This window comes from Saccharopolyspora taberi, assembly GCF_039534165.1.
Lineage (GTDB): Bacteria > Actinomycetota > Actinomycetes > Mycobacteriales > Pseudonocardiaceae > Saccharopolyspora_D > Saccharopolyspora_D taberi.
Genome location: NZ_BAAAUX010000029.1, coordinates 103,908 through 121,924 on the forward strand (window position 1 = coordinate 103,908; position 18,017 = coordinate 121,924).

General features: G+C 70.6%; 17 protein-coding genes and 1 pseudogene. 4 read left to right on the forward strand and 14 right to left on the reverse strand.

Annotated elements, in window-relative coordinates; all coding sequences use genetic code 11:
• Positions 1-27: 27 nt before the first annotated feature.
• From ABD691_RS29380 to ABD691_RS29395, 4 genes are all read right to left on the reverse strand, one after another.
• Positions 28-2,529: an MFS transporter gene (locus ABD691_RS29380; protein WP_344685459.1), complete on the reverse strand. Its 2,502-nt coding sequence runs from the start codon at positions 2,527-2,529 to the stop codon at positions 28-30.
• A gap of 71 nt (positions 2,530-2,600) precedes the next feature.
• The gene (locus tag ABD691_RS29385) at positions 2,601-3,074 is read right to left on the reverse strand and encodes a MarR family winged helix-turn-helix transcriptional regulator (RefSeq protein WP_344685258.1); all 474 of its coding nucleotides are present in this window, start codon (positions 3,072-3,074) and stop codon (positions 2,601-2,603) included.
• A 1,071-nt stretch (positions 3,075-4,145) separates the two neighbouring features.
• Positions 4,146-4,631 carry a MarR family winged helix-turn-helix transcriptional regulator gene (locus ABD691_RS29390; protein WP_344685261.1) on the reverse strand — a complete coding sequence of 162 codons (486 nt, stop codon included), beginning with the start codon at positions 4,629-4,631 and terminating at the stop codon, positions 4,146-4,148.
• A 116-nt stretch (positions 4,632-4,747) separates the two neighbouring features.
• Positions 4,748-5,530 (reverse strand): pyridoxamine 5'-phosphate oxidase family protein, encoded by a 783-nt coding sequence (locus ABD691_RS29395; protein WP_344685264.1) that lies wholly within the window; start codon positions 5,528-5,530, stop codon positions 4,748-4,750.
• A 302-nt stretch (positions 5,531-5,832) separates the two neighbouring features.
• Here ABD691_RS29395 and ABD691_RS29400 point away from each other — a divergent pair, with 302 nt between their 5' ends.
• Positions 5,833-6,936 (forward strand): FAD-binding oxidoreductase, encoded by a 1,104-nt coding sequence (locus tag ABD691_RS29400; RefSeq protein WP_344685460.1) that lies wholly within the window; start codon positions 5,833-5,835, stop codon positions 6,934-6,936.
• Between the two features lie 7 nt (positions 6,937-6,943).
• The gene (locus tag ABD691_RS29405) at positions 6,944-7,393 is read left to right on the forward strand and encodes a PaaI family thioesterase (RefSeq protein WP_344685266.1); all 450 of its coding nucleotides are present in this window, start codon (positions 6,944-6,946) and stop codon (positions 7,391-7,393) included.
• 5 nt (positions 7,394-7,398) lie between these two features.
• Here ABD691_RS29405 and ABD691_RS29410 read toward each other — a convergent pair whose 3' ends face one another.
• The 6 genes from ABD691_RS29410 to ABD691_RS29435 all read right to left on the reverse strand — a co-directional run bounded on the left by ABD691_RS29410 (position 7,399) and on the right by ABD691_RS29435 (position 13,424).
• Positions 7,399-7,860, reverse strand: coding sequence for a heat shock protein transcriptional repressor HspR (locus ABD691_RS29410; protein WP_344685268.1), 462 nt, complete (start codon positions 7,858-7,860; stop codon positions 7,399-7,401).
• Between the two features lie 3 nt (positions 7,861-7,863).
• On the reverse strand, positions 7,864-9,036 hold the full coding sequence (dnaJ, locus tag ABD691_RS29415) for a molecular chaperone DnaJ (protein WP_344685270.1): 1,173 nt from the start codon (positions 9,034-9,036) through the stop codon (positions 7,864-7,866).
• 24 nt (positions 9,037-9,060) lie between these two features.
• On the reverse strand, positions 9,061-9,711 hold the full coding sequence (gene grpE / locus ABD691_RS29420; protein WP_344685272.1) for a nucleotide exchange factor GrpE: 651 nt from the start codon (positions 9,709-9,711) through the stop codon (positions 9,061-9,063).
• A 17-nt stretch (positions 9,712-9,728) separates the two neighbouring features.
• Positions 9,729-11,588 (reverse strand): molecular chaperone DnaK, encoded by a 1,860-nt coding sequence (gene dnaK / locus ABD691_RS29425; RefSeq protein WP_344685274.1) that lies wholly within the window; start codon positions 11,586-11,588, stop codon positions 9,729-9,731.
• Between the two features lie 222 nt (positions 11,589-11,810).
• The gene (locus ABD691_RS29430) at positions 11,811-12,596 is read right to left on the reverse strand and encodes a DUF4097 family beta strand repeat-containing protein (RefSeq protein WP_344685462.1); all 786 of its coding nucleotides are present in this window, start codon (positions 12,594-12,596) and stop codon (positions 11,811-11,813) included.
• Positions 12,597-12,641: 45 nt separating this feature from the next.
• Positions 12,642-13,424 carry a DUF4097 family beta strand repeat-containing protein gene (locus ABD691_RS29435; protein WP_344685276.1) on the reverse strand — a complete coding sequence of 261 codons (783 nt, stop codon included), beginning with the start codon at positions 13,422-13,424 and terminating at the stop codon, positions 12,642-12,644.
• Positions 13,425-13,613: 189 nt separating this feature from the next.
• Here ABD691_RS29435 and ABD691_RS29440 point away from each other — a divergent pair, with 189 nt between their 5' ends.
• The gene (locus ABD691_RS29440; RefSeq protein WP_344685278.1) at positions 13,614-14,993 is read left to right on the forward strand and encodes a purine-cytosine permease family protein; all 1,380 of its coding nucleotides are present in this window, start codon (positions 13,614-13,616) and stop codon (positions 14,991-14,993) included.
• On the opposite strand, the gene ABD691_RS29445 is transcribed toward ABD691_RS29440, so the two are convergent.
• From ABD691_RS29445 to ABD691_RS29460, 4 genes are all read right to left on the reverse strand, one after another.
• A complete protein-coding gene (locus ABD691_RS29445) occupies positions 14,983-15,579 on the reverse strand; it encodes a TetR/AcrR family transcriptional regulator (RefSeq protein ID WP_344685280.1) in 597 nt (198 codons plus the stop codon). The two genes, ABD691_RS29440 and ABD691_RS29445, sit on opposite strands and share 11 nt — an antisense overlap.
• A complete protein-coding gene (locus ABD691_RS29450; RefSeq protein ID WP_344685281.1) occupies positions 15,576-15,899 on the reverse strand; it encodes a DMT family transporter in 324 nt (107 codons plus the stop codon). Before ABD691_RS29450 ends, ABD691_RS29445 begins: the two co-directional genes overlap by 4 nt.
• A gap of 263 nt (positions 15,900-16,162) precedes the next feature.
• Positions 16,163-16,606: a DUF1707 SHOCT-like domain-containing protein gene (locus tag ABD691_RS29455; protein ID WP_344685283.1), complete on the reverse strand. Its 444-nt coding sequence runs from the start codon at positions 16,604-16,606 to the stop codon at positions 16,163-16,165.
• Entirely contained in the window at positions 16,606-17,298 is a 693-nt protein-coding gene (locus ABD691_RS29460) for a GAP family protein (RefSeq protein ID WP_344685285.1), read from the reverse strand. Before ABD691_RS29460 ends, ABD691_RS29455 begins: the two co-directional genes overlap by 1 nt.
• Positions 17,299-17,496: 198 nt before the next feature.
• Here ABD691_RS29460 and ABD691_RS29465 point away from each other — a divergent pair.
• Positions 17,497-18,017: pseudogene (locus tag ABD691_RS29465) on the forward strand (Fe-S oxidoreductase); the annotation flags it as partial.

An 18,017-nucleotide genomic window follows, 5' to 3' on the forward strand; every position in this document is an offset into this window, starting at 1 on the left:
CGCACCGCGTGCTTCAGCAGACGGCACTCAGTCCGCGCTCGGGTAACCCAGTTCGACGTCGTGCTCGATGTGCTCGCCTGCCAGACGCAGCGAAGCAGCGACGGGCGGATATCCGGTGGCGATGACCGTGTACGCCCCGTCCGGGAGATCGGTGAACGTGTAGCCGCCCTCGGAGTCGGTCGCGGCTGCCGCGACGACGGTGCCGTCGGTGTCGAGCAACGTCACCCGCGCATCGGCCACCGGGCCGTTCAGACCGGCCGAGCGGACGATGCCGCTGAGCGTCGTGCCCGCCTGGAGCGCGATGTCGAAGTTCACCTGCTCGCCGTCGTCGACGCTGACGGAGCTGGCCGTGGGCCTGAAGCCGTCCGCGGTGACGGTCAGCGCGTAGGTGCCGCCGACCAGGCCGCCGAAGACGTAGTGGCCGCGCGCGCCGGTGGCGCAGGACCCGACCACCTCGCCCCGGACGTCGGTGAGCAGCACCATCGCGCCGGAGATCTCCCGGGAGCCGGCCCGGACGACGCCGCTGACCCCGCCCGCGCCGAACATCCGCACGTCGTGCGTCACCGGCCGGTCGCCGACGACCACCATCGACGCTGTCGGCTGGTAGCTGCCGCCGGAGGCGATCAGCACGTAGGTGCCGCTCTTCGGCGCGTTCAGCCGGTACCGGCCGTCGGCCGGGGTGCGCGCCCGGCCGACCTGACGACCGCTGGCGTCGGTGAGCGTGAGCACCGCGTCGGCGACGGCTGCCCCGGACGAGTCGGTCACCGTTCCGTGCAGGTTGAGATCGTCGCTCGGGCTTCCCGACAACTGGACTCCTTCGGTGCTGTAGGGCCGCGGCAGGACCGGCTCTGACCAGGCATCGGAGAGGTTGTTCACAGAGTTGTCCACAGGTTCCGCGGAACTGTCCACAACTGCGGTCCGTAGTCCCTCAACCTGGGGAGAACCGTTCGTGGCGGACGCCACGGAGGCACTCGATCGTGCCTTGTTGTCCACAGCTTCGGCGGAGTTATCCACAGGCTCGCGCGAGCTCTGTGAATCGATCGTGGTGCGCAGCGGAACCTCCTTGAGGAACAGCACCGCGAGCAGCGTCACGACCGAGATGCAGGCGGAGACGAAGAAGATGTCGCCGATCGCGTCGCCGTAGGCGGCCCGCACGATCACCTGCACTGGCTCGGGAAGCGCGTTGATGTCCAGCGAGCCGCCACCGGCACCGCCGGCCTTGCCCGCGAACGGCGTGCCCGCGAGCCCGGCCAGGATGTAGTCAGACACCCGCGTCGCCAGCACCGCGCCGAGCACCGACACGCCCGCCGAACCGCCGAGGGTCCGGAAGAAGGTCACGACCGAGGTCACCGACCCCATGTCCTTGCTGTCCGTGGTGTTCTGCACGGCCAGCACCAGGTTCTGCATCAGCGAACCGACGCCGATGCCCATGATCGCGAGGTAGCAGCCGACCAGCACCAGGTCGGTCTCGTGGTCGATCGTGCTCAGCAGCCCCATGCCGATCACCAGCAGGATCCCGCCGCTGATCAGGAACGGCTTGATCCGCCCGGTGCGCCTGGAGATGATCTGGCCGGAGATGGTCGACGACACGAACAGCCCGCCGACCATCGGCAGCGTCATCAGCCCGGCGGTGGTCGGGCTGAAGCTGCGGGCGATCTGGAAGTACTGGCCGAGGAAGACTGCGCCGCCGAACATCGCGGTGCCGACCGCGACCGTGCCGATCGTGGCCAGCGTGACGGTCGGAGAGCGGAACATCCGCAGCGGCACGATCGGGTCCGCCACCCGGGACTCGATGATCACGGCCACGATCAGCGCCAGCACCGCGCCGCCAACGTAGGCGGCGGTCTCCGGCGACGCCCAGGCGAACTGCTTGCCCGCGAGCGAGACCCAGACCAGCAGCAGGCTCACCCCGCCGACCAGGAACAGCGCGCCGAACCAGTCGATCTTGACCGGGCGCTTGACCACCGGCAGCTTCAGCGTCCGGCCCAGCACGACGAACGCGATCACCGCGATCGGCACCGTCACCCAGAAGCACCAGCGCCAGCCCAGCCACGGCGTGTCCACGATGAGCCCGCCGACCAGCGGTCCGCTGACCGTCGCGACCGCGAAGGTCGCGCCGATGTACCCGCTGTAGCGCCCCCGCTCGCGCGGCGAGACCATCGCCGCGATCACGACCTGGATCAGCGCCTGCAGCCCGCCCATGCCGATGCCCTGCACCGCGCGGAAGCCGATCAGCATCGGCATCGACTGCGCGAAGCCGCCGAGCACCGAGCCGACGGTGAAGATCGTGATGGCGAGCTGGTAGAGCAGCTTCTTGCTGAACAGGTCGGAGAGCTTGCCCCAGATCGGGGTGCTCGCGGTGGAGGTCAGCAGCATCGCCGTGACGACCCAGGTGTACTGGCTCTGGCTGCCGTGCAGGTCGGCGATGATGCGCGGCAGCGCGTTCGACACGATCGTCGAGCTGAGGATGGCCACGAGCAGGGCCAGCATCAGCCCGGACATCGCCTCCATGATCTGCCGGTGCGTCATCGGCTCGTCCTGCCCGGCTCGATGCGCGGGCACGGCACCGGCGGGCGCCGTGGTGCGAATCGTCGAGCTGGTCATCGAGCTCCTTCCGGGTGGTTCTGGTTCTGCGCGGCGCGTTGCAGGTCGCCCGCCGCCGAGGTCAGCAGGTCGGTCAGGCGGCGGAGGTCGTCCTCGTCCCAGTCCCGCAGCGCCTGGCTGAGCCATTCCGCCTTGCGCTGCTCCAGCGAGGTCAGCTCGCGCTCGCCTTCCGGGGTCGCGCGCAGCAGCGACACCCGCCGGTCGGCGGGGTCGGGGCGGCGGGTGATCAGGCCGGCCTCTTCGAGCCGGTGGACCTGGCGGCTCACGACCGAGGCGTCCACGACGCGGTGCTGCGCGAGCTCGGAAGCCCGGCATTCGCCGCGGTGGACCAGCTCGGCGAGCAGGCTGCCCGCCGCGTAGGGGAGGTCGTCGGTGAAGTGCAGCCCTCGCTGGAGTGCGACCTGCTTGAGGCCGATCAGGCATCTCAGGGGGCGCAGCAGTTCGCTGCAGATTTCGGGAGTGGGACCCATCGCGCTCAATCCTTTTAGTTGCTCAACACAACTATACTTGAGTTAGTTGTTCTTAGCAACTTGATGGGGAGTGGGGCGGGCGCGGGAGGCTCGGGGCGGCGGGGGCGGTCCCGGGGCAGGGGCGCCCTGGTGCCGGAGTGCCGGAGTGCCGGAGTGCCGGAGTGCCGGAGTGCCGGAGTGCCGGAGTGCCGGAGTGCCGGAGTGCCGGAGTGCCGGAGTGCCGGAGTGCCGGAGTGCCGGAGTGCCGGGACGGGTCTAGCAGGACGGCCCGTGCCCGGCTCGGTCGGAGTGGCGGGCACTGAGCCGGCAGGAAGCGGGCACGCCGCTGCGCTGGAGCGGGGCGCATCGGCCCAGCGGCAGCGGCACCAGCGACAGCGGGGCACAGCGACAGCAGGCACAGCGGCAGCGGACCCAGCGGCAGCGGGATACAGCGGTTCAGCGGAGAGCAGCGGCTCAGCGGGCACGGCGGCTCAGTGGCTCAACGGGGAACAGCGGCAGGGCACAGCGACGGCGACTCAGCAGCGGGTACAGCGACAGCGACTCAACGGAGAGCAGCGGCTCAGGGGCCAAGCGACTCAGTGCGGAGCAGCGCACGGGCCCGGCGGGCGCGCGCCGAGCGACCTGGAGCGAGCGCACCCTCCACGAGAGCGGGCGTGCCGACGCAGCGGGAAGTGGGCACGTCGACGCCGACCCGGTGGGATGGGGAACGCGCCCCGGCGGAGCGGAGCGAACGGTCCGGTAGGAAGCTTCCGGCGGCTCAGCGGGAGTGGGTCCGAGTGCGGTCGGCGGGAGTCGGTCCAGCTGCCGTCAGCAGGAGTCGGTCCAAGCGCCGCCAGCGGGAGCCGGTCCGGGTGCCGCCAGCGGGAGCTGGTCCGGGTGCCGTCGGCAGAAGCCGGTCCGGGTGCCGTCGGCGGGAGTGAGTCCAAGTGCCATCGGCGGGAGTCAGCTCGGCTGCCGCGGGCGGGAAGCGCTCCAGGTGCCGTCGGCCTGAAACGGCCCAAAGGTCTCCAGTGGACGAGCGCGGATCAGCAGGTCAGCGGACCAGCCGACCAACAGCCCCTCCGGGACGGGTCACATCATGCCGTTGAGCTTGTTCAGCAGCCGGGCCATGTCCTTGAGGTCCTGCGTCGTCCAGCTCGCGAACTGGCCGTGCAGGTGCCTGCGCCGCTGGTTGCGGACCTGCTCCAGCCGGGCTCGCCCCAGCTCGGAGAGCTGGATGCGGCGGGCGCGGCCGTCGTCCGGGTCGGGCACCCGCTCCAGCAGGTCCAGCTCGACCAGGGTGGCGATCTGCCTGCTCACGGTGGACTTGTCCAGCCGGGTCCGGTCCGCGACATCCATACCGCGCAGCGGGCCGTGCTCGTCGACCATCAGCAGCAGGCTGTACGACGCCGGGTCGAGGTCCGGGTGCACCTGCTCGGCGACCATGCTGGAGACGTTGCGGGCCCGGCGGAACATCATCACGAGCTCGCGCTCGATCGCCTCGGCAGCGGTCCGCCGGTCGATGCCTTCGTCGCGGACCCCGCCACCCGCGCTCCTGGCCTGCTCCTGCTCGATCACGACTCTCCCACTGTCCGCGGACACGGCCGCCGACTCGGCGGCCCCGCAGACAGTATCTTGCGAAATGTCTGGCTTGGGCAGGTCACCGGCCATGATCTCTTCGGGTGGGACGCGACTCAGCGCACCTCGGCGTTCACCCGGTGCCACGGCCGCGGGGTGCCCTTGGCTTCGAAGTAGTCGCCGCCCTTGCGCTTGACGTCGTCGGTGCCCCAGCTGCGCTGGCGCAGCACCGGGGCCATCCGCGGGATGTGCTTGCGGCAGTGCACGTAGGACTCCACCACCTGCACGACCACCCAGCGCTCCGGCGTCCGGCCGCGGTCGAACTCGGTCGGCAGCGCCGGGTGCACGGCCCGCAGCTCCGCGTCCTCCACGACCCGGGCCCGGCCGTTGACGTGCAGGCCGATCAGATCGGTGACGAAGTCGACCATCAGGATCCCGATGTGCGGATTCTCACTGATGTTGCCGAGGCTGGCGAGCACGCCGTTGCCCCGGTACTCGGGGTATGCGAGGTGGTGGTCGTCGAGCACCTCGATGAAGCCGGGCGGCCCGGCCCGGAGGCTGGAGTCGCACTCACCACCGGCGTCGGCGGTGGCCACGAAGGCCAGCTCCATCCGGCCGATGAACTCCTTCATCTGCGGGTTGAGGTGGTCGAGCACCTGGTCGTCGTAGAAGCGGCGCGCTCTCTTCTCGGTGCCGTAGGCGCACTGGAGCAGGTGCTCTCCGGACGATCCGGGCAGCCGGACCGCTTCGTCGGCGAACGGGTCCGCCGGAGGCTCCAGCGCGGGCCGGGACCGCGTCGGGGGTGGTGGTTCCGACAGCTCCAGCGCCAGCAGCTCCTCGTCCGCGGTGCCGGTCGGCGGCAGCGGGTCGGGTAACGCGCTCGGGGGTTGGCTGATCACGCGCGCCACCGTGTCACGAAACTCGTCCATACGGACAGTGGCCGATACCTGGTTCGCCCAACAGATCCACGGGATGTCTACAAGTTGTAGTTAAAATGCACTCAAAAGTGCCATCAAGGCGCACGCGACCCAGCGGGCACGTTAAGGTCCCCCCTTGTCGGGGGACGCTTGGCAGACAGTGACGTGCCTGAAACCGGTGCGACCGCCCACGTGGAGAAGACTGCGCCCGAACCATGACAGCGAACGCCGTACTGAGCCCCGGACCGCCCCCGAACCGCGAGCCCTCCGCCGGGGTCAGCCAGATGGTCCGCCTGATCCGCGAGAGCTGGGCCGTGGTCGAACCCCGGGCCGACGAGGTCGCCCGGTTCTTCTACGGCATGCTCTTCAGCCTGTCGCCTGCCACCCGGGAACTGTTCGCGGTGAACATGGAGGTGCAGCGCAGCAGGCTGCTGCGCGCCCTCGTGCACGTGATCCAGATGGTCGACCGGCCCGACGACCTGCTGCCCTTCCTGCACCAGCTCGGCCGCGACCACCGCAAGTTCGGCGTGGTCGCCGTGCACTACGAGGCCGTCGGCACCGCGCTGCTCGCGTCCATCAAGAAGCACGCGGGCGACGCCTGGACCGAGAGTGTCGAGCGGGCCTGGGCGGAGGCGTACACGGTCATGGCCTCGGCCATGACCGAAGCGGCCGCCGCCGACGAGGGCCCCGCCTGGTACAACGGCGAGATCGTCCACCACGAGCGGCTGAGCTGGGACCTCGCCGTGATCCGGATCGAGCCCGACCATCCGGTGCCCTACCAGGCCGGGCAGTACGTGAGCGTCGAGGTGCCGCAGCGTCCGCGGCTGTGGCGCTACCTGACGCCGGCCAACGCCCCGCGCGAAGACGGGATCATGGAGTTCCACATCCGCGCCGTCGAGGGCGGCTGGGTCAGCCGCGCGCTGGTCGGGCACGCCCGGCCCGGTGACGTGTGGCGGATCGGCTCCCCGATGGGCCGGCTCAACGTGGACCGCGAAGCGGGCCGGGACGTGCTGATGATCGCGGGCGGCACCGGCCTGACACCGATGCGCGCGGTCATCGATGATCTGGCGCAGTACGGCGACAACCCGCGGGTGCAGCTGTTCTACGGCGGGCGCGAGCGCGGTGACCTCTACGACCTGGAGAACCTCCAGCGGGTCGCGATGAGCAACCCGTGGCTGACGGTGACGCCAGTGCTGGAGAACGACCCGGCGGCGTCTGGCGCCGAGCACGGCACGCTCGCCGACGTGGTGACCCGCTACGGCGCCTGGTCGGAGCGGGACGTGCTGGTCAGCGGGTCGCCGGGGATGATCCGGGCGACGGTCTCGCGGATGCTGGTGGCCGGGACGCCGCTGGACCACATCCAGTACGACCCGTTCACCCTGGACTGAGCCCCGGATGACCGCGCGGTCGGGACCGTTCTGGGACGCGATGAACGGCCGGGCGCCGATGCCGCCGGCGGCGGCGTCGCTGGGCATGGAGTTCGTCGCCGCCGACGAGAAGCGCGGCACGATCGAGCTCGCGTTCACCGCGACCCGGGACTTCACGAATCCGGCGGGCAACGTGCTCGGGGCGTTCCTCGCGGCGATGCTCTACGACACGGTCGGCCCCGCGCTGCTCTCCACACTCGGGTCGGACCAGTTCCAGTCCACCGCGGACCTCAACGTCCGGTTCCTCCGGCCCGTCCGCCCCGGGCGGATCATCGGAAGTGGCCGCGTCGTGCACCGCGACGGGGACCTGGCCCACCTGGAAGCAGCGCTGTTCACCGGAGACTCCCCGGAGCCCGTCGCGACGGCGTCCGCCACCGCGCGGGTCATCTCCTGGGACCAGGCGCCCGGAGCTGTGTAGCGGGTTCAGCGCTTGCGGTCGGGTTTCCAGACGACGAGCGCGGTTTCCTGCCGGACCGGGACCAGGTCGCGGCGGTAGGAGGCGTGCACCTGGGCCGCGGCCTGCTCGGCGGCGGCGTGCGCGGCGGCGACCTCGGTCATCAGCTCCTGCACCTTCTCGCGCAGCGCGTCGACCTCGTTCTCCAGCTCGATGATCCGCTTGATGCCCGCGAGGTTGACGCCCTCCTCCTGGGAGAGCCGCTGGACCTCGCGCAGCAGGGCGATGTCGCGCGCCGAGTAGCGGCGCCCGCCCGCAGGGGTCCGCCCGGGGGAGACCAGGCCGAGCCGGTCGTAGCTGCGCAAGGTCTGGGCGTGCAGCCCGGACAGCTCGGCGGCGACCGAGATCACGAACACCGGGGTGTCCTCGTTGGCGCCGGGTGGGAACCCGACCGTCATGGTCAGCCGTGAACGCCGCTCACCGCTGGTCATGCCTTACCTCCCGAGCAACTCGTCGAGGTCCCCGCGCGGGTCGTGATCCGCGGTCGCCTCCGCGTACGCACGCAACGCCTCCGCCGCCTTGCCGTCCAACTTGGACGGAACCGCGACCTGCAGGGTGACCAGGAGATCACCGCTGCCACCGGTCTTGTTCTGCACGCCCTTGCCGCGGACCCGCAGGGTCCGGCCGCTGCTGGTGCCCGGCTGGACCTTCAGCGACACCTTCCCGTCGAGGGTCGGCACCGTCAACGTAGTTCCCAAGGTCAACTCGGGGAAGGTGACCGGAACCGTGATGGTGAGGTCGTCACCGGATCGGCCGAACACGCGGTGCGGCTTGACGTGCACCACGACGTAGAGGTCGCCCGCCGCCGCACCGTGCTTGCCCGGCTCGCCCTGGGCGGCCAGCCGGATCCGCTGCCCGTCCGAGACCCCCTGCGGGATGCGGACGGTCAGGGTGCGGGTGCGCGTGCTGACGCCCTCGCCCCGGCACTCGGGGCACGGGTCGTCGATGAGCTGCCCGCGACCGCGGCAGTCCGGGCACGGCTCGCTGAACGCGAACGCGCCCTGGTTGCGGGTCACCAGCCCGGCGCCCGCGCAGGTCGAGCAGGTGCGCGGGCGGGTGCCGGGGCGCGCACCGGAGCCGTGGCAGTTCGTGCAGGTCGCCGGGCTGGACAGGCGCAGCGGGACGGTCGCGCCCCGGACCGACTCGGTGAAGTCGATCGTCACCTCGGTCTCGACGTCGGCGCCGCGCCGGGGCCGGTTGGCCGTGGTCGCGCCGCCGCCGCGGCGGTTGCCGAACAGGCCGCCGAACAGGTCGCCGAGCCCGCCGCCACCGGCCTGCGCACCGCCGAACAGGTCGCCGAGGTCGAAACCGCCGGTACCGCTGCCGAAGCCGCCGAAACCGGGGCCGCCCTGCCCGCTGCCGAAGCCCGCGCCGAACAGCCTGCGGGCCTCGTCGTACTGCTTGCGCTTCTCCGGGTCCGAGAGCACCCCGTAGGCCTCGGACACGGCCTTGAACTTGTTCTCGGCGCGGCTGTTACCGGGGTTGGCGTCGGGGTGGTTCTCCCGCGCCAGCTTCCGGTACGCCTTCTTGATCTCGTCCGACGACGCGTCGGAAGAGACGCCCAGTTCGGCGTAGAAATCCTTGTCGAGCCATTCCCGTGCACTCACTGGACGCCCCTCCTCCCGCTCACGTCAGCCTTGCTCTGCCGGGGCCTCGCCCGGTTCGTGGTCGGTCACCGCGACCATCGCCGGGCGCAGCACCCGCTCGCCGAACCGGTACCCGCGCCGCAGCACCGCGGTCACCGTCGGTCCGGAGACCTCCGGCGAGGTGCTGTGCTGCACCGCCTCGTGCACCGACGGGTCGAACTCGTCGCCCTCCTCGCCGAACGCCACCAGGCCGGCCGCGTTCAACGAACCGACGAGCTTGTCGGCCACGGCCTTGAAGGCACCGTTGAGGTCGCCGTGCGACTCCGCGCGCTCCAGGTCGTCGAGCACCGTCAGCAGGTCGCCCGCCACGGACGCCTTCGCGGCCTCGATCACCGCTTCGCGGTCGCGTTCCACCCGCTTGCGGTAGTTCGCGTACTCGGCGGTGACCCGCTTGAGGTCCGCGGTCAGCTCGTCGACCTGCGCCTGCAGCCCGGTCGGGGCCTCGCCGACGGCCGCCTCGGCCTCGGCGAGCTCGTCGTCGAGGGTGCCGGAGATGGACGCGGCCACGTCCGGCTCGCCCTGGTCCGGGCCCGGCCCGGCGGCCGGGTCCGGAGTCCGGCGCTGACCGGTCTCCGGGTCGATCCGGCGGCGGTCCCGGACCACGACCGGCTCCTGCTCACCTTCGTTCTGCGACATCTCTGGCCCGTCCGCCGTCACTTCTTCTTCTCGTCCTCGTCGTCGACGATCTCCGCGTCCACCACGTCGTCGTCGGCCTTGGCCGAGGAGGTGGCGTCATCGGCGGCACCCGCGCCCGCACCGGCGGCGCCGGCACCGGCGTCGGCGTAGAGGGCCTGGCCGAGGGCCTGGGACTCGGTGGCGAGCTTCTCCACCGCGTTCTTGATCGCGGTGACGTCCTCGCCCTTGAGCGCCTCGTTGACCTCGTCGATGGCGGCCTTGACCTTGGTCTTGGCCTCCTCGGGCAGCTTCTCGTCGTTGTCCTTGAGGACCTTCTCGGTCTGGTAGACCAGCGTCTCGGCCTGGTTGCGGGCCTCGGCCTCCTCGCGGCGCTTCTTGTCCTCCTCCGCGTGGGCCTCGGCGTCCTTGACCATGCGGTCGATGTCGTCCTTCGGCAGCGCGGAGCCGCCGGTGATGGTCATCGACTGCTCCTTGCCAGTGCCCAGGTCCTTGGCGTTGACGTGCACGATGCCGTTGGCGTCGATGTCGAACGAGACCTCGATCTGCGGCACGCCGCGCGGCGCCGGGGGCAGCCCGGTCAGCTCGAACATGCCGAGCTTCTTGTTGTGCGCGGCGATCTCGCGCTCGCCCTGGAAGACCTGGATCTGCACCGACGGCTGGTTGTCGTCGGCGGTGGTGAAGGTCTCGGACCGCTTGGTGGGGATGGTGGTGTTGCGCTCGATGAGCTTGGTCATGATGCCGCCCTTGGTCTCGATGCCCAGGGACAGCGGGGTGACGTCCAGCAGCAGGACGTCCTTGACCTCACCGCGCAGCACGCCCGCCTGCAGCGCGGCGCCCACGGCGACGACCTCGTCCGGGTTGACGCCCTTGTTCGGCTCCTTGCCGCCGGTCAGCTCCTTGACCAGGTCGGAGACCGCGGGCATGCGGGTCGAACCGCCGACCAGCACCACGTGGTCGATGTCGCCGACCTTGATGCCGGCGTCGCGGATCACGGCCTCGAACGGCTTGCGGGTGCGCTCCAGCAGGTCCGAGGTGATGCGCTGGAACTCCGCCCGGGACAGGGTCTCGTCCAGGAACAGCGGGTTCTTGTCCGAGTCGACCGTGATGTAGGGCAGGTTGATGTTGGCCGTCGACGACGACGAGAGCTCGATCTTGGCCTTCTCCGCGGCTTCCTTGATCCGCTGCAGGGCCATCTTGTCCTTGGTCAGGTCGATGCCGTTGGAGGACTTGAACTTCTCCACCAGCCACTCGACGACCCGCTCGTCCCAGTCGTCACCGCCCAGGTGGTTGTCACCGCTGGTGGCGCGCACCTCCACGACGCCCTCGCCGATCTCCAGCAGCGACACGTCGAACGTGCCACCACCGAGGTCGAACACCAGGATCGTCTGCTCCTTCTCGCCCTTGTCCAGGCCGTAGGCGAGGGCGGCGGCGGTCGGCTCGTTGACGATCCGCAGCACGTTCAGGCCCGCGATCTGGCCTGCCTCCTTGGTGGCCTGCCGCTGCGCGTCCTCGAAGTACGCGGGAACCGTGATCACCGCGTCGGTGACGTCCTCGCCCAGGTAAGCCTCGGCGTCGCGCTTGAGCTTCATCAGCACCCGCGCCGAGATCTCCTGCGGCGTGTACGCCTTGTCGTCGACCGTGGTCTTCCAGTCGGTACCCATGTGCCGCTTGACCGACCGGATCGTGCGATCCACGTTGGTCACCGCCTGGTTCTTCGCCGGCTGGCCCGTGAGGATCTCGCCGTTCTTCGCGAACGCCACCACGGACGGCGTGGTCCGCGAGCCCTCCGAGTTGGCGATCACCGTCGACTCACCGCCCTCAAGGACGGAAACGACGGAGTTGGTCGTCCCCAGGTCGATTCCGACCGCTCGCGCCATGGGTGGTTCCTCCTGCTCAATTGCCTGTCCGCCCAAGGGCTGGTCAAGCCCGTTGAGCCTTGCTGGCTCAAGTTTTACCGACTCGGGTCCGCCCCCGTCAAACCGGGTTGAGCCGATCGCACTCAAGCTTTCTGCCTGTCCAACGCCCGGCCAGGTCAGGAAGTTCCCGGGACGCGAAGCAGCCGTGCGCCCGACTGCGGACGCACGGCTGCCCGGCGGTGCTCAGAGCGGCTTGACCTCGATCGATCCGCTTCCCGTGGACAGCCGGAGCTGCCGCGGGGCGTTCGGGTCCTGCGCCACGCCGATCTCCTCGCCGCCGCTTCCCGTGTCCGATTCCACCCGGTAGCCGCCCGAGGGGACCGAGAGGTCGATCCCGCCGCTGCCGGTGTGGATGTCGACGTCCTGCGGAGCGGCCAGGCGCGCCGACACCGATCCCGAGCTGACGTCGGCCCGGAAGCGGGCGCCGCGCAGGTCGTCGGCGTCGATCCCGCCGCTGCTGCTCTCGACGTCGACGTCACCGCCGATGTCCTTCAAGGTCACCTCGCCGGAGCTGGCCTTCACCACCACCGGCCCGGCCACCCGGCGCAGCTCGACCCCGCCGGATCCCACGCGGGCGTCCACCGAGGTCATCCCGTCCACGTCGAGGTCGCCCGACCCGAGCTCGCCGCTGACCGGCACCGGAGCGGGCAGCGTGACCCAGTACCGGACTTCGCAGTTCCACCCGCACTCGGCGTCGAGCCGCAGCTCGCCGCCCTCGACGCGGTGCGCGGGACCGCTGCCGCCACCGCCCCACCAGCTCCGGCGCACCTCCTCGCGGACCTCTCCCCGCGCGCCGGGCACGTACCGGATCTCGACGTCCCCCGACCCGCCGTTGAGCTCGACGCCGCTGATCCCGTCCACCGGCGTCACCGTCGACTCGGCCGCGCCGGGAACCGACGCCCAGGTCAGCGCCGCACCTCCCAGCAACACCAGCACCGCTCCGCCGACCGCGAGCCCCACACGAACCATCACGACTTCCCCCTTGTGATCACTGCTCAAGTTGCGGCCGACTCTTCAGAGCGGCTTGACCTCGATCGATCCGCTACGCGTGGACACCCTGATGCTCTGCTGGGAGTTCGGATCGCGCTGCACGCCGATCTCCTCACCGCCGCTGCCGGTGTCGGAGTCGACCCGGTACGCCCCCCTCGGCACGGCGAGGTCGATGCCGCCGCTGCCGGAGCTGACGTCGACCGTCCGCGGCGCGGTCAACCGCGCGCTGACGCTGCCCGAGGCGACGTCGGCGACGAAGCGCTCCCCGCGCAGCTCTCGCGCGTCGACCCCGCCGCTGCGACCGCGCACCTCGACGTCGCCGCCGAGATCGGCCAGGACCACCTCTCCGGAGCGGGAGTCCACCAGGACGGGTCCGTCGACGCGCCGCACGTGCACGCCGCCGGAAGCGACCCTGGCGTCCACCGACGCCATCCCGTCCACGTCGAGCGACCCCGACCCCAGCTCGCCGCGGACCGGCACCGGCGTCGGCAACGTCACCGAGTAGTCGACGCCGCAGTTCCAGCCGCAGCTGGTGCCCAGCACCAGCCGGTCGCCCTCGACCCGGTGCCCGGCGTCCGCGCCGCCACCCCAAAGAGCGGCGCGATGCACCTTCTCCCGCACCTCACCGCGGGCACCGGGTTCGTAGCGCACCTCGATCCCGCCCGCTCCGCCCGCGAGCTGGACCGACCCGATGCCCTCCAGCGGCACGGTCCGGATCTCCTCGTAGTCGGCCTGACTCCAGGTCAGCGCCGCCGCTCCCGCAAGCACCAGCGCCGCACCGCCGACCGCGAGCCCCACCCGGACCATCTCCAACCCCCTTGGTGATCACCCCCGAAACTACGCGCGGCGACCGCCCGTGACATCGGGGTGACCCCTGAGCCCGCCCCGGGCCGCCCCGGATCCGCCGGTCTGGGATCGCAGACGGGCACTGGCCGAGCGGCATTGGCGGGCGGGGCCCGCGGACCACCAATGGAACGCAACGCAACGGAGGTGGGTATGACAACAGCACTCGAAGTCGAGCGGCGTTCCATCGACCGGATCCCGGAAGCCGAGCGGCACGGCCACCCGCGCAGCCTGTTCACGCTCTGGTTCGCGGCGAACATGCAGATCACCTCGGCCGTGACCGGCGCGCTGACCGTGCTGGTGGGACTGCACCCGCTGTGGGCGCTGATCGCGATCGCGGTGGGCAACGCGCTGGGCGGGGTGCCGATGGCGCTGCACGCGGCGCAGGGCCCGCGGCTGGGCATCCCGCAGATGATCCAGAGCCGCGCGCAGTTCGGCGTGTACGGCGCGGTGCTGCCGCTGGTCCTGGTCGTCCTGATGTACCTCGGGTACTTCGCCAGCGGCAACGTCCTGGGCGGGCAGGCGCTCGCCGAGATCACCGGGATGCCGGTGGACCTGAGCGTGCTGCTCTACGCCGCGCTCTCGGCGGCGATCGCGATCCTCGGCTACCGGCTGATCCACCGGTTCGGCTGGATCGCCTCGCTGCTGTCGGTGGTCGTGTTCGTCTACCTGACCTTCCGGCTGCTGGCCGGGCACGACGTCGGCGCGGTGCTGGCGGGCGCGGAGCTGGACTTCCCCGCCTTCCTGCTCGCCCTGTCCCTGACCGCGTCCTGGCAGCTCACCTTCGGCCCCTACGTCGCGGACACCTCGCGGTACCTGCCGTCGAGCACGTCGGTGCGGTCGACGTTCTGGTGGACCTACGGCGGCACGGTGCTCGGTTCGGTCTGGGCGATGTCGTTCGGCGCGCTGGCCTACGCGGTGTCGGGCAACGCGTTCAAGGGCCGCGAGGTCGCCTACGTCGTCGGGCTCGGCGGCGAGGCCCTGGTGCTGCCGCTGCTGTTCGCGATCGCCCTGGGCAAGTTCACCGTCAACGTGCTCAACATCTACGGCGGCTACATGACGGTCGCGACGACGCTGACCGCCTTCACCCGCCGGATCGCGCTGTCACCCGCGGCGCGGATCGGCTACATCGCGTTCGTCGGTGTCGCCGGCGGGACGATCGCGGTGCTGGGGCGCGGCGACTTCCTGTCGAACTTCGTGCTGTTCCTGCACTTCCTGCTGTACTTCCTGACCCCGTGGAGCGCGATCAACCTGGTCGACTTCTACTTCCTGCGCAAGGAGAACTACGCGCTGGAGGAGATCTACGACCCGGACGGCCGCTACGGCCGTTGGTGCGCGCCCGCGCTGGTGGCCTACTTCGCGGGGATCCTCGTGCAGATCCCGTTCTCGCACGTGGAGAAGCTGTTCACCGGGTTCCTGGTGCCCGCGCTCGGCGGCGCGGACATCGCCTGGCTGCTCGGGCTCGTGGTGCCCGGGGCGATCTACTGGGCGGCCATGCGCGGCCGGATCCGCGCCGAGCCGGTCAGGGGATGATCCCGGCGCCGCGCAGGTAGTCGACGGGCTGGAGCACGTACTTCAGCGCGGGCGTGAGCTCGGCCGCGGTCGGCGGCCGGTCGGCGATCAGGCCCTGCATCAGCAGGCCGTCGATGGTGGCGAAGGCGGCCCGGATCGCGTCCGGGTCGCCGCCCTCGCCGCCGTTGACGTAGCCGGAGGCGACCTCGATCCAGCGGCGCGCGGCCGGGCGCAGCGCGGGGCGGCGGGCGGCGAGCAGGTAGAGCTCGTACTCGGCGATGGTCCGCTCGCGCTTGGCGTCGAGCATCTCGGCCAGCGACTCGGCCACCACCGCAGGCCACCGCTCGTTGGAGGTGACCTCGCGGGTCATCCGGTCCATGTCGGCGACCAGCGCTTCGACGCCGTCGAGCAGGGTCGCCACCAGCAGGTCGTCGATGCTGTCGAAGTAGTAGCCGATCGAGGCCGCGGGCACGCCCGCCTCGCGGGCGATGTTGCGGTGGGAGACCGCGGCGACGCCGTCGCGGCCGATGACGCGCAGCGTCGCGTCGACGAGGGCGCGGCGGCGCCGCTCGCCCTTGGCCCGCCTGCCGTCGGTCCCAACGGTCAATGCGCCCCTCCCAGCTCCAGCGCGACGACACCTCCGATGATCAGCGCGATGCCACCGATCTGCACGGCGGTGACGCTCTCGCCGAGGAACACCGCCCCGATGACCGCCACCAGCGCGACCCCCGCGCCCGCCCAGATCGCGTAGACGACCCCGACCGGCAGGCCGAGCTTGAGCACGGCGCCCAGCGCGGTGAAGGCGGCGAGGTAGCCGACGACGACCAGGACGGACGGGAGCGGCTTGCTGAACCCCTCGGACAGCTTCAGCGACACCGTCGCGATCACCTCGGACAGGATCGCGACCGCCAGGACCAGGTACGCCACCGGATACCCCCTCGAAACTTGTACGACCGCACTAGTTTCCAGGGTACGCACCGCAACGGCACTCAGAAGCCCCCAACCCAGCCGTCGCCCTCAAGCGGCGCAGCCGCTTAGCCCACCCTGCCAACCGGCACCGCCGCGGGTTCTCAGCCGTTCGCTGGCGAGGACAGCTTTTTCCGTCGTATTGGACATACGTCGGAAAAAGATTCCGGAGCCAGCGGACGCCTGAGGTTCCGCCACCCGACCCACCAAGCAAAACGAGCGAGTTACCCCCTCCGGGAACCGCCGTACAGCATCCCGGCGACCAGGATCACGGCCCAGATGCCCATCGGGATGACCGGCCAGAAGAACTTCAGCTCGCCGGAGGCGAACGACGTGACCGCCCAGATGCCGACCAGCAGGAACGACGTTCCGGCCCAGTCCCGCCACTCCTTGACCAGCTTCTCCCGGCCGCGGTCGCGGACCGCCTCCCCCGAAGCCGACGCCGAAGCCGAAGCCGACGCCGAAGCCGACGCCGGAGGCTTCGCGGGCGCGGGCAGGTCCGCCGTCAGCGGCGCGAGCTCGCCGACCGTGACCGCCGCGTACGCGACCCGCACCCGCTCGTCGTACTCGGCGAGGTCGAGCCTGCCCTCGCCGAACGCGGCCTTCAGCCGCTCGGCCACCGCCTCCCGGTCGGCGTCCGAAGCGCGCACGGAATCCGGTTCGGCCATCACACACCCCCACCGGGCAGCAGCCCGAGAACACCTGCGTAGTACACGATCCCAGCTCGGGCCAGCAGGAAGCCGACGATACCGAGGATCCACAGCCAGCTGTCGTCCTTCTTCGAACGCCGCCGCTCCAGCCAGCCCTCCAGTTTCGGCCGCAGGGCGGGCTCGAACAGCGCGAAGCCGAGCATCAGCAGCACCGGCGGCAGCACGAAGATCGCGTTGTAGCTGACCAGCAGCGGGACCGCGAGCAGCGGATCGGTCGTGTGGCCGCGCAGGATGCCGATCGCGCCGAGGTAGGGCAGGGCGGTGCTGAACTCGGCGACGGTGATCGTGATCCCGGCGGTGAACACCAGCGGCAGCGGCAGGTTCTCCGGCAGCTTCGGCATCCGCAGGCCCTGGCGCACCGACTTCGGCGGGAACAGCGCGTAGAGCAGCATCGCCGAGCCGCCGACCGCCGCGAGCGCGTAGCCGATGCGCTGCACGACGAGCGCGTCGGCGAGCCGCAGGACGCCGTCGAGCCCGAAGTAGATCAGGATGCCCAGGACCAGATAAGTGGCGAAAATCGCACTTGTGTACGTCACGACCCGTGACCGGTACGGCCCGCCGCGCAAGAGCAGGAGCACCGTGACGGCGAGCGCCGACGGGTTGAGGGCGTCCAGCAGGGACAACCCGTAGAACCCCAGCAACGACTGCACGACCCGAACCGACCCCCTCGGACTCCGCCCGGGCCGATGCTACCGAGAAAACTGGACGATCGCACAACTAGTTTTTGGTCTTCGGACCTCGCAGAATCACCGACTGTTCCCACCACGAGCACCGCCCCCCTGGTTACTCATGAGTAATAGGGCGTACGCTCCCCAAACGGACAACACCCGAAACAGGAGGCCGCGAGCATGGGTGCTGTACAGATCACGCTGGGTGCGATCTCGGTCGCGCTCGGCGTCGTCGCGTGGAGCATGTTCGCCATGACCATCGCCCGATTCGTGCGGATCATCCGCCTCGGGCAACCCGACGGCACCCGAAACGGTCCCGTCATGGCCCGGCTGGCCACCATGGTCAAGGAGTTCGCCGCCCACACGCGGATGAACAAGTTCCGCAACGTCGGAATCTGGCACTGGCTGGTCATGTGGGGCTTCCTGATCGGCTCCCTGGCGCTGTTCGAGGCCTACGGCGAGGTCTTCGTGCCGACCTGGGGCTGGCCGATCCTGGACGACCTCGCGGTCTTCCACCTGCTGATGGAGATCCTCGGCGTCGGCACCGTCGTCGGCATCCTGGTGCTGATCGCGGTCCGGCAGCGCAACCACCCGCGCAAGGCGGGCCGGGTTTCGCGGTTCCAGGGCTCGAACTTCGGGTGGGCCTACTTCATCGAGGCCGTGGTCCTGATCGAGGGCATCGGCATCCTCGGCGTCCGGGC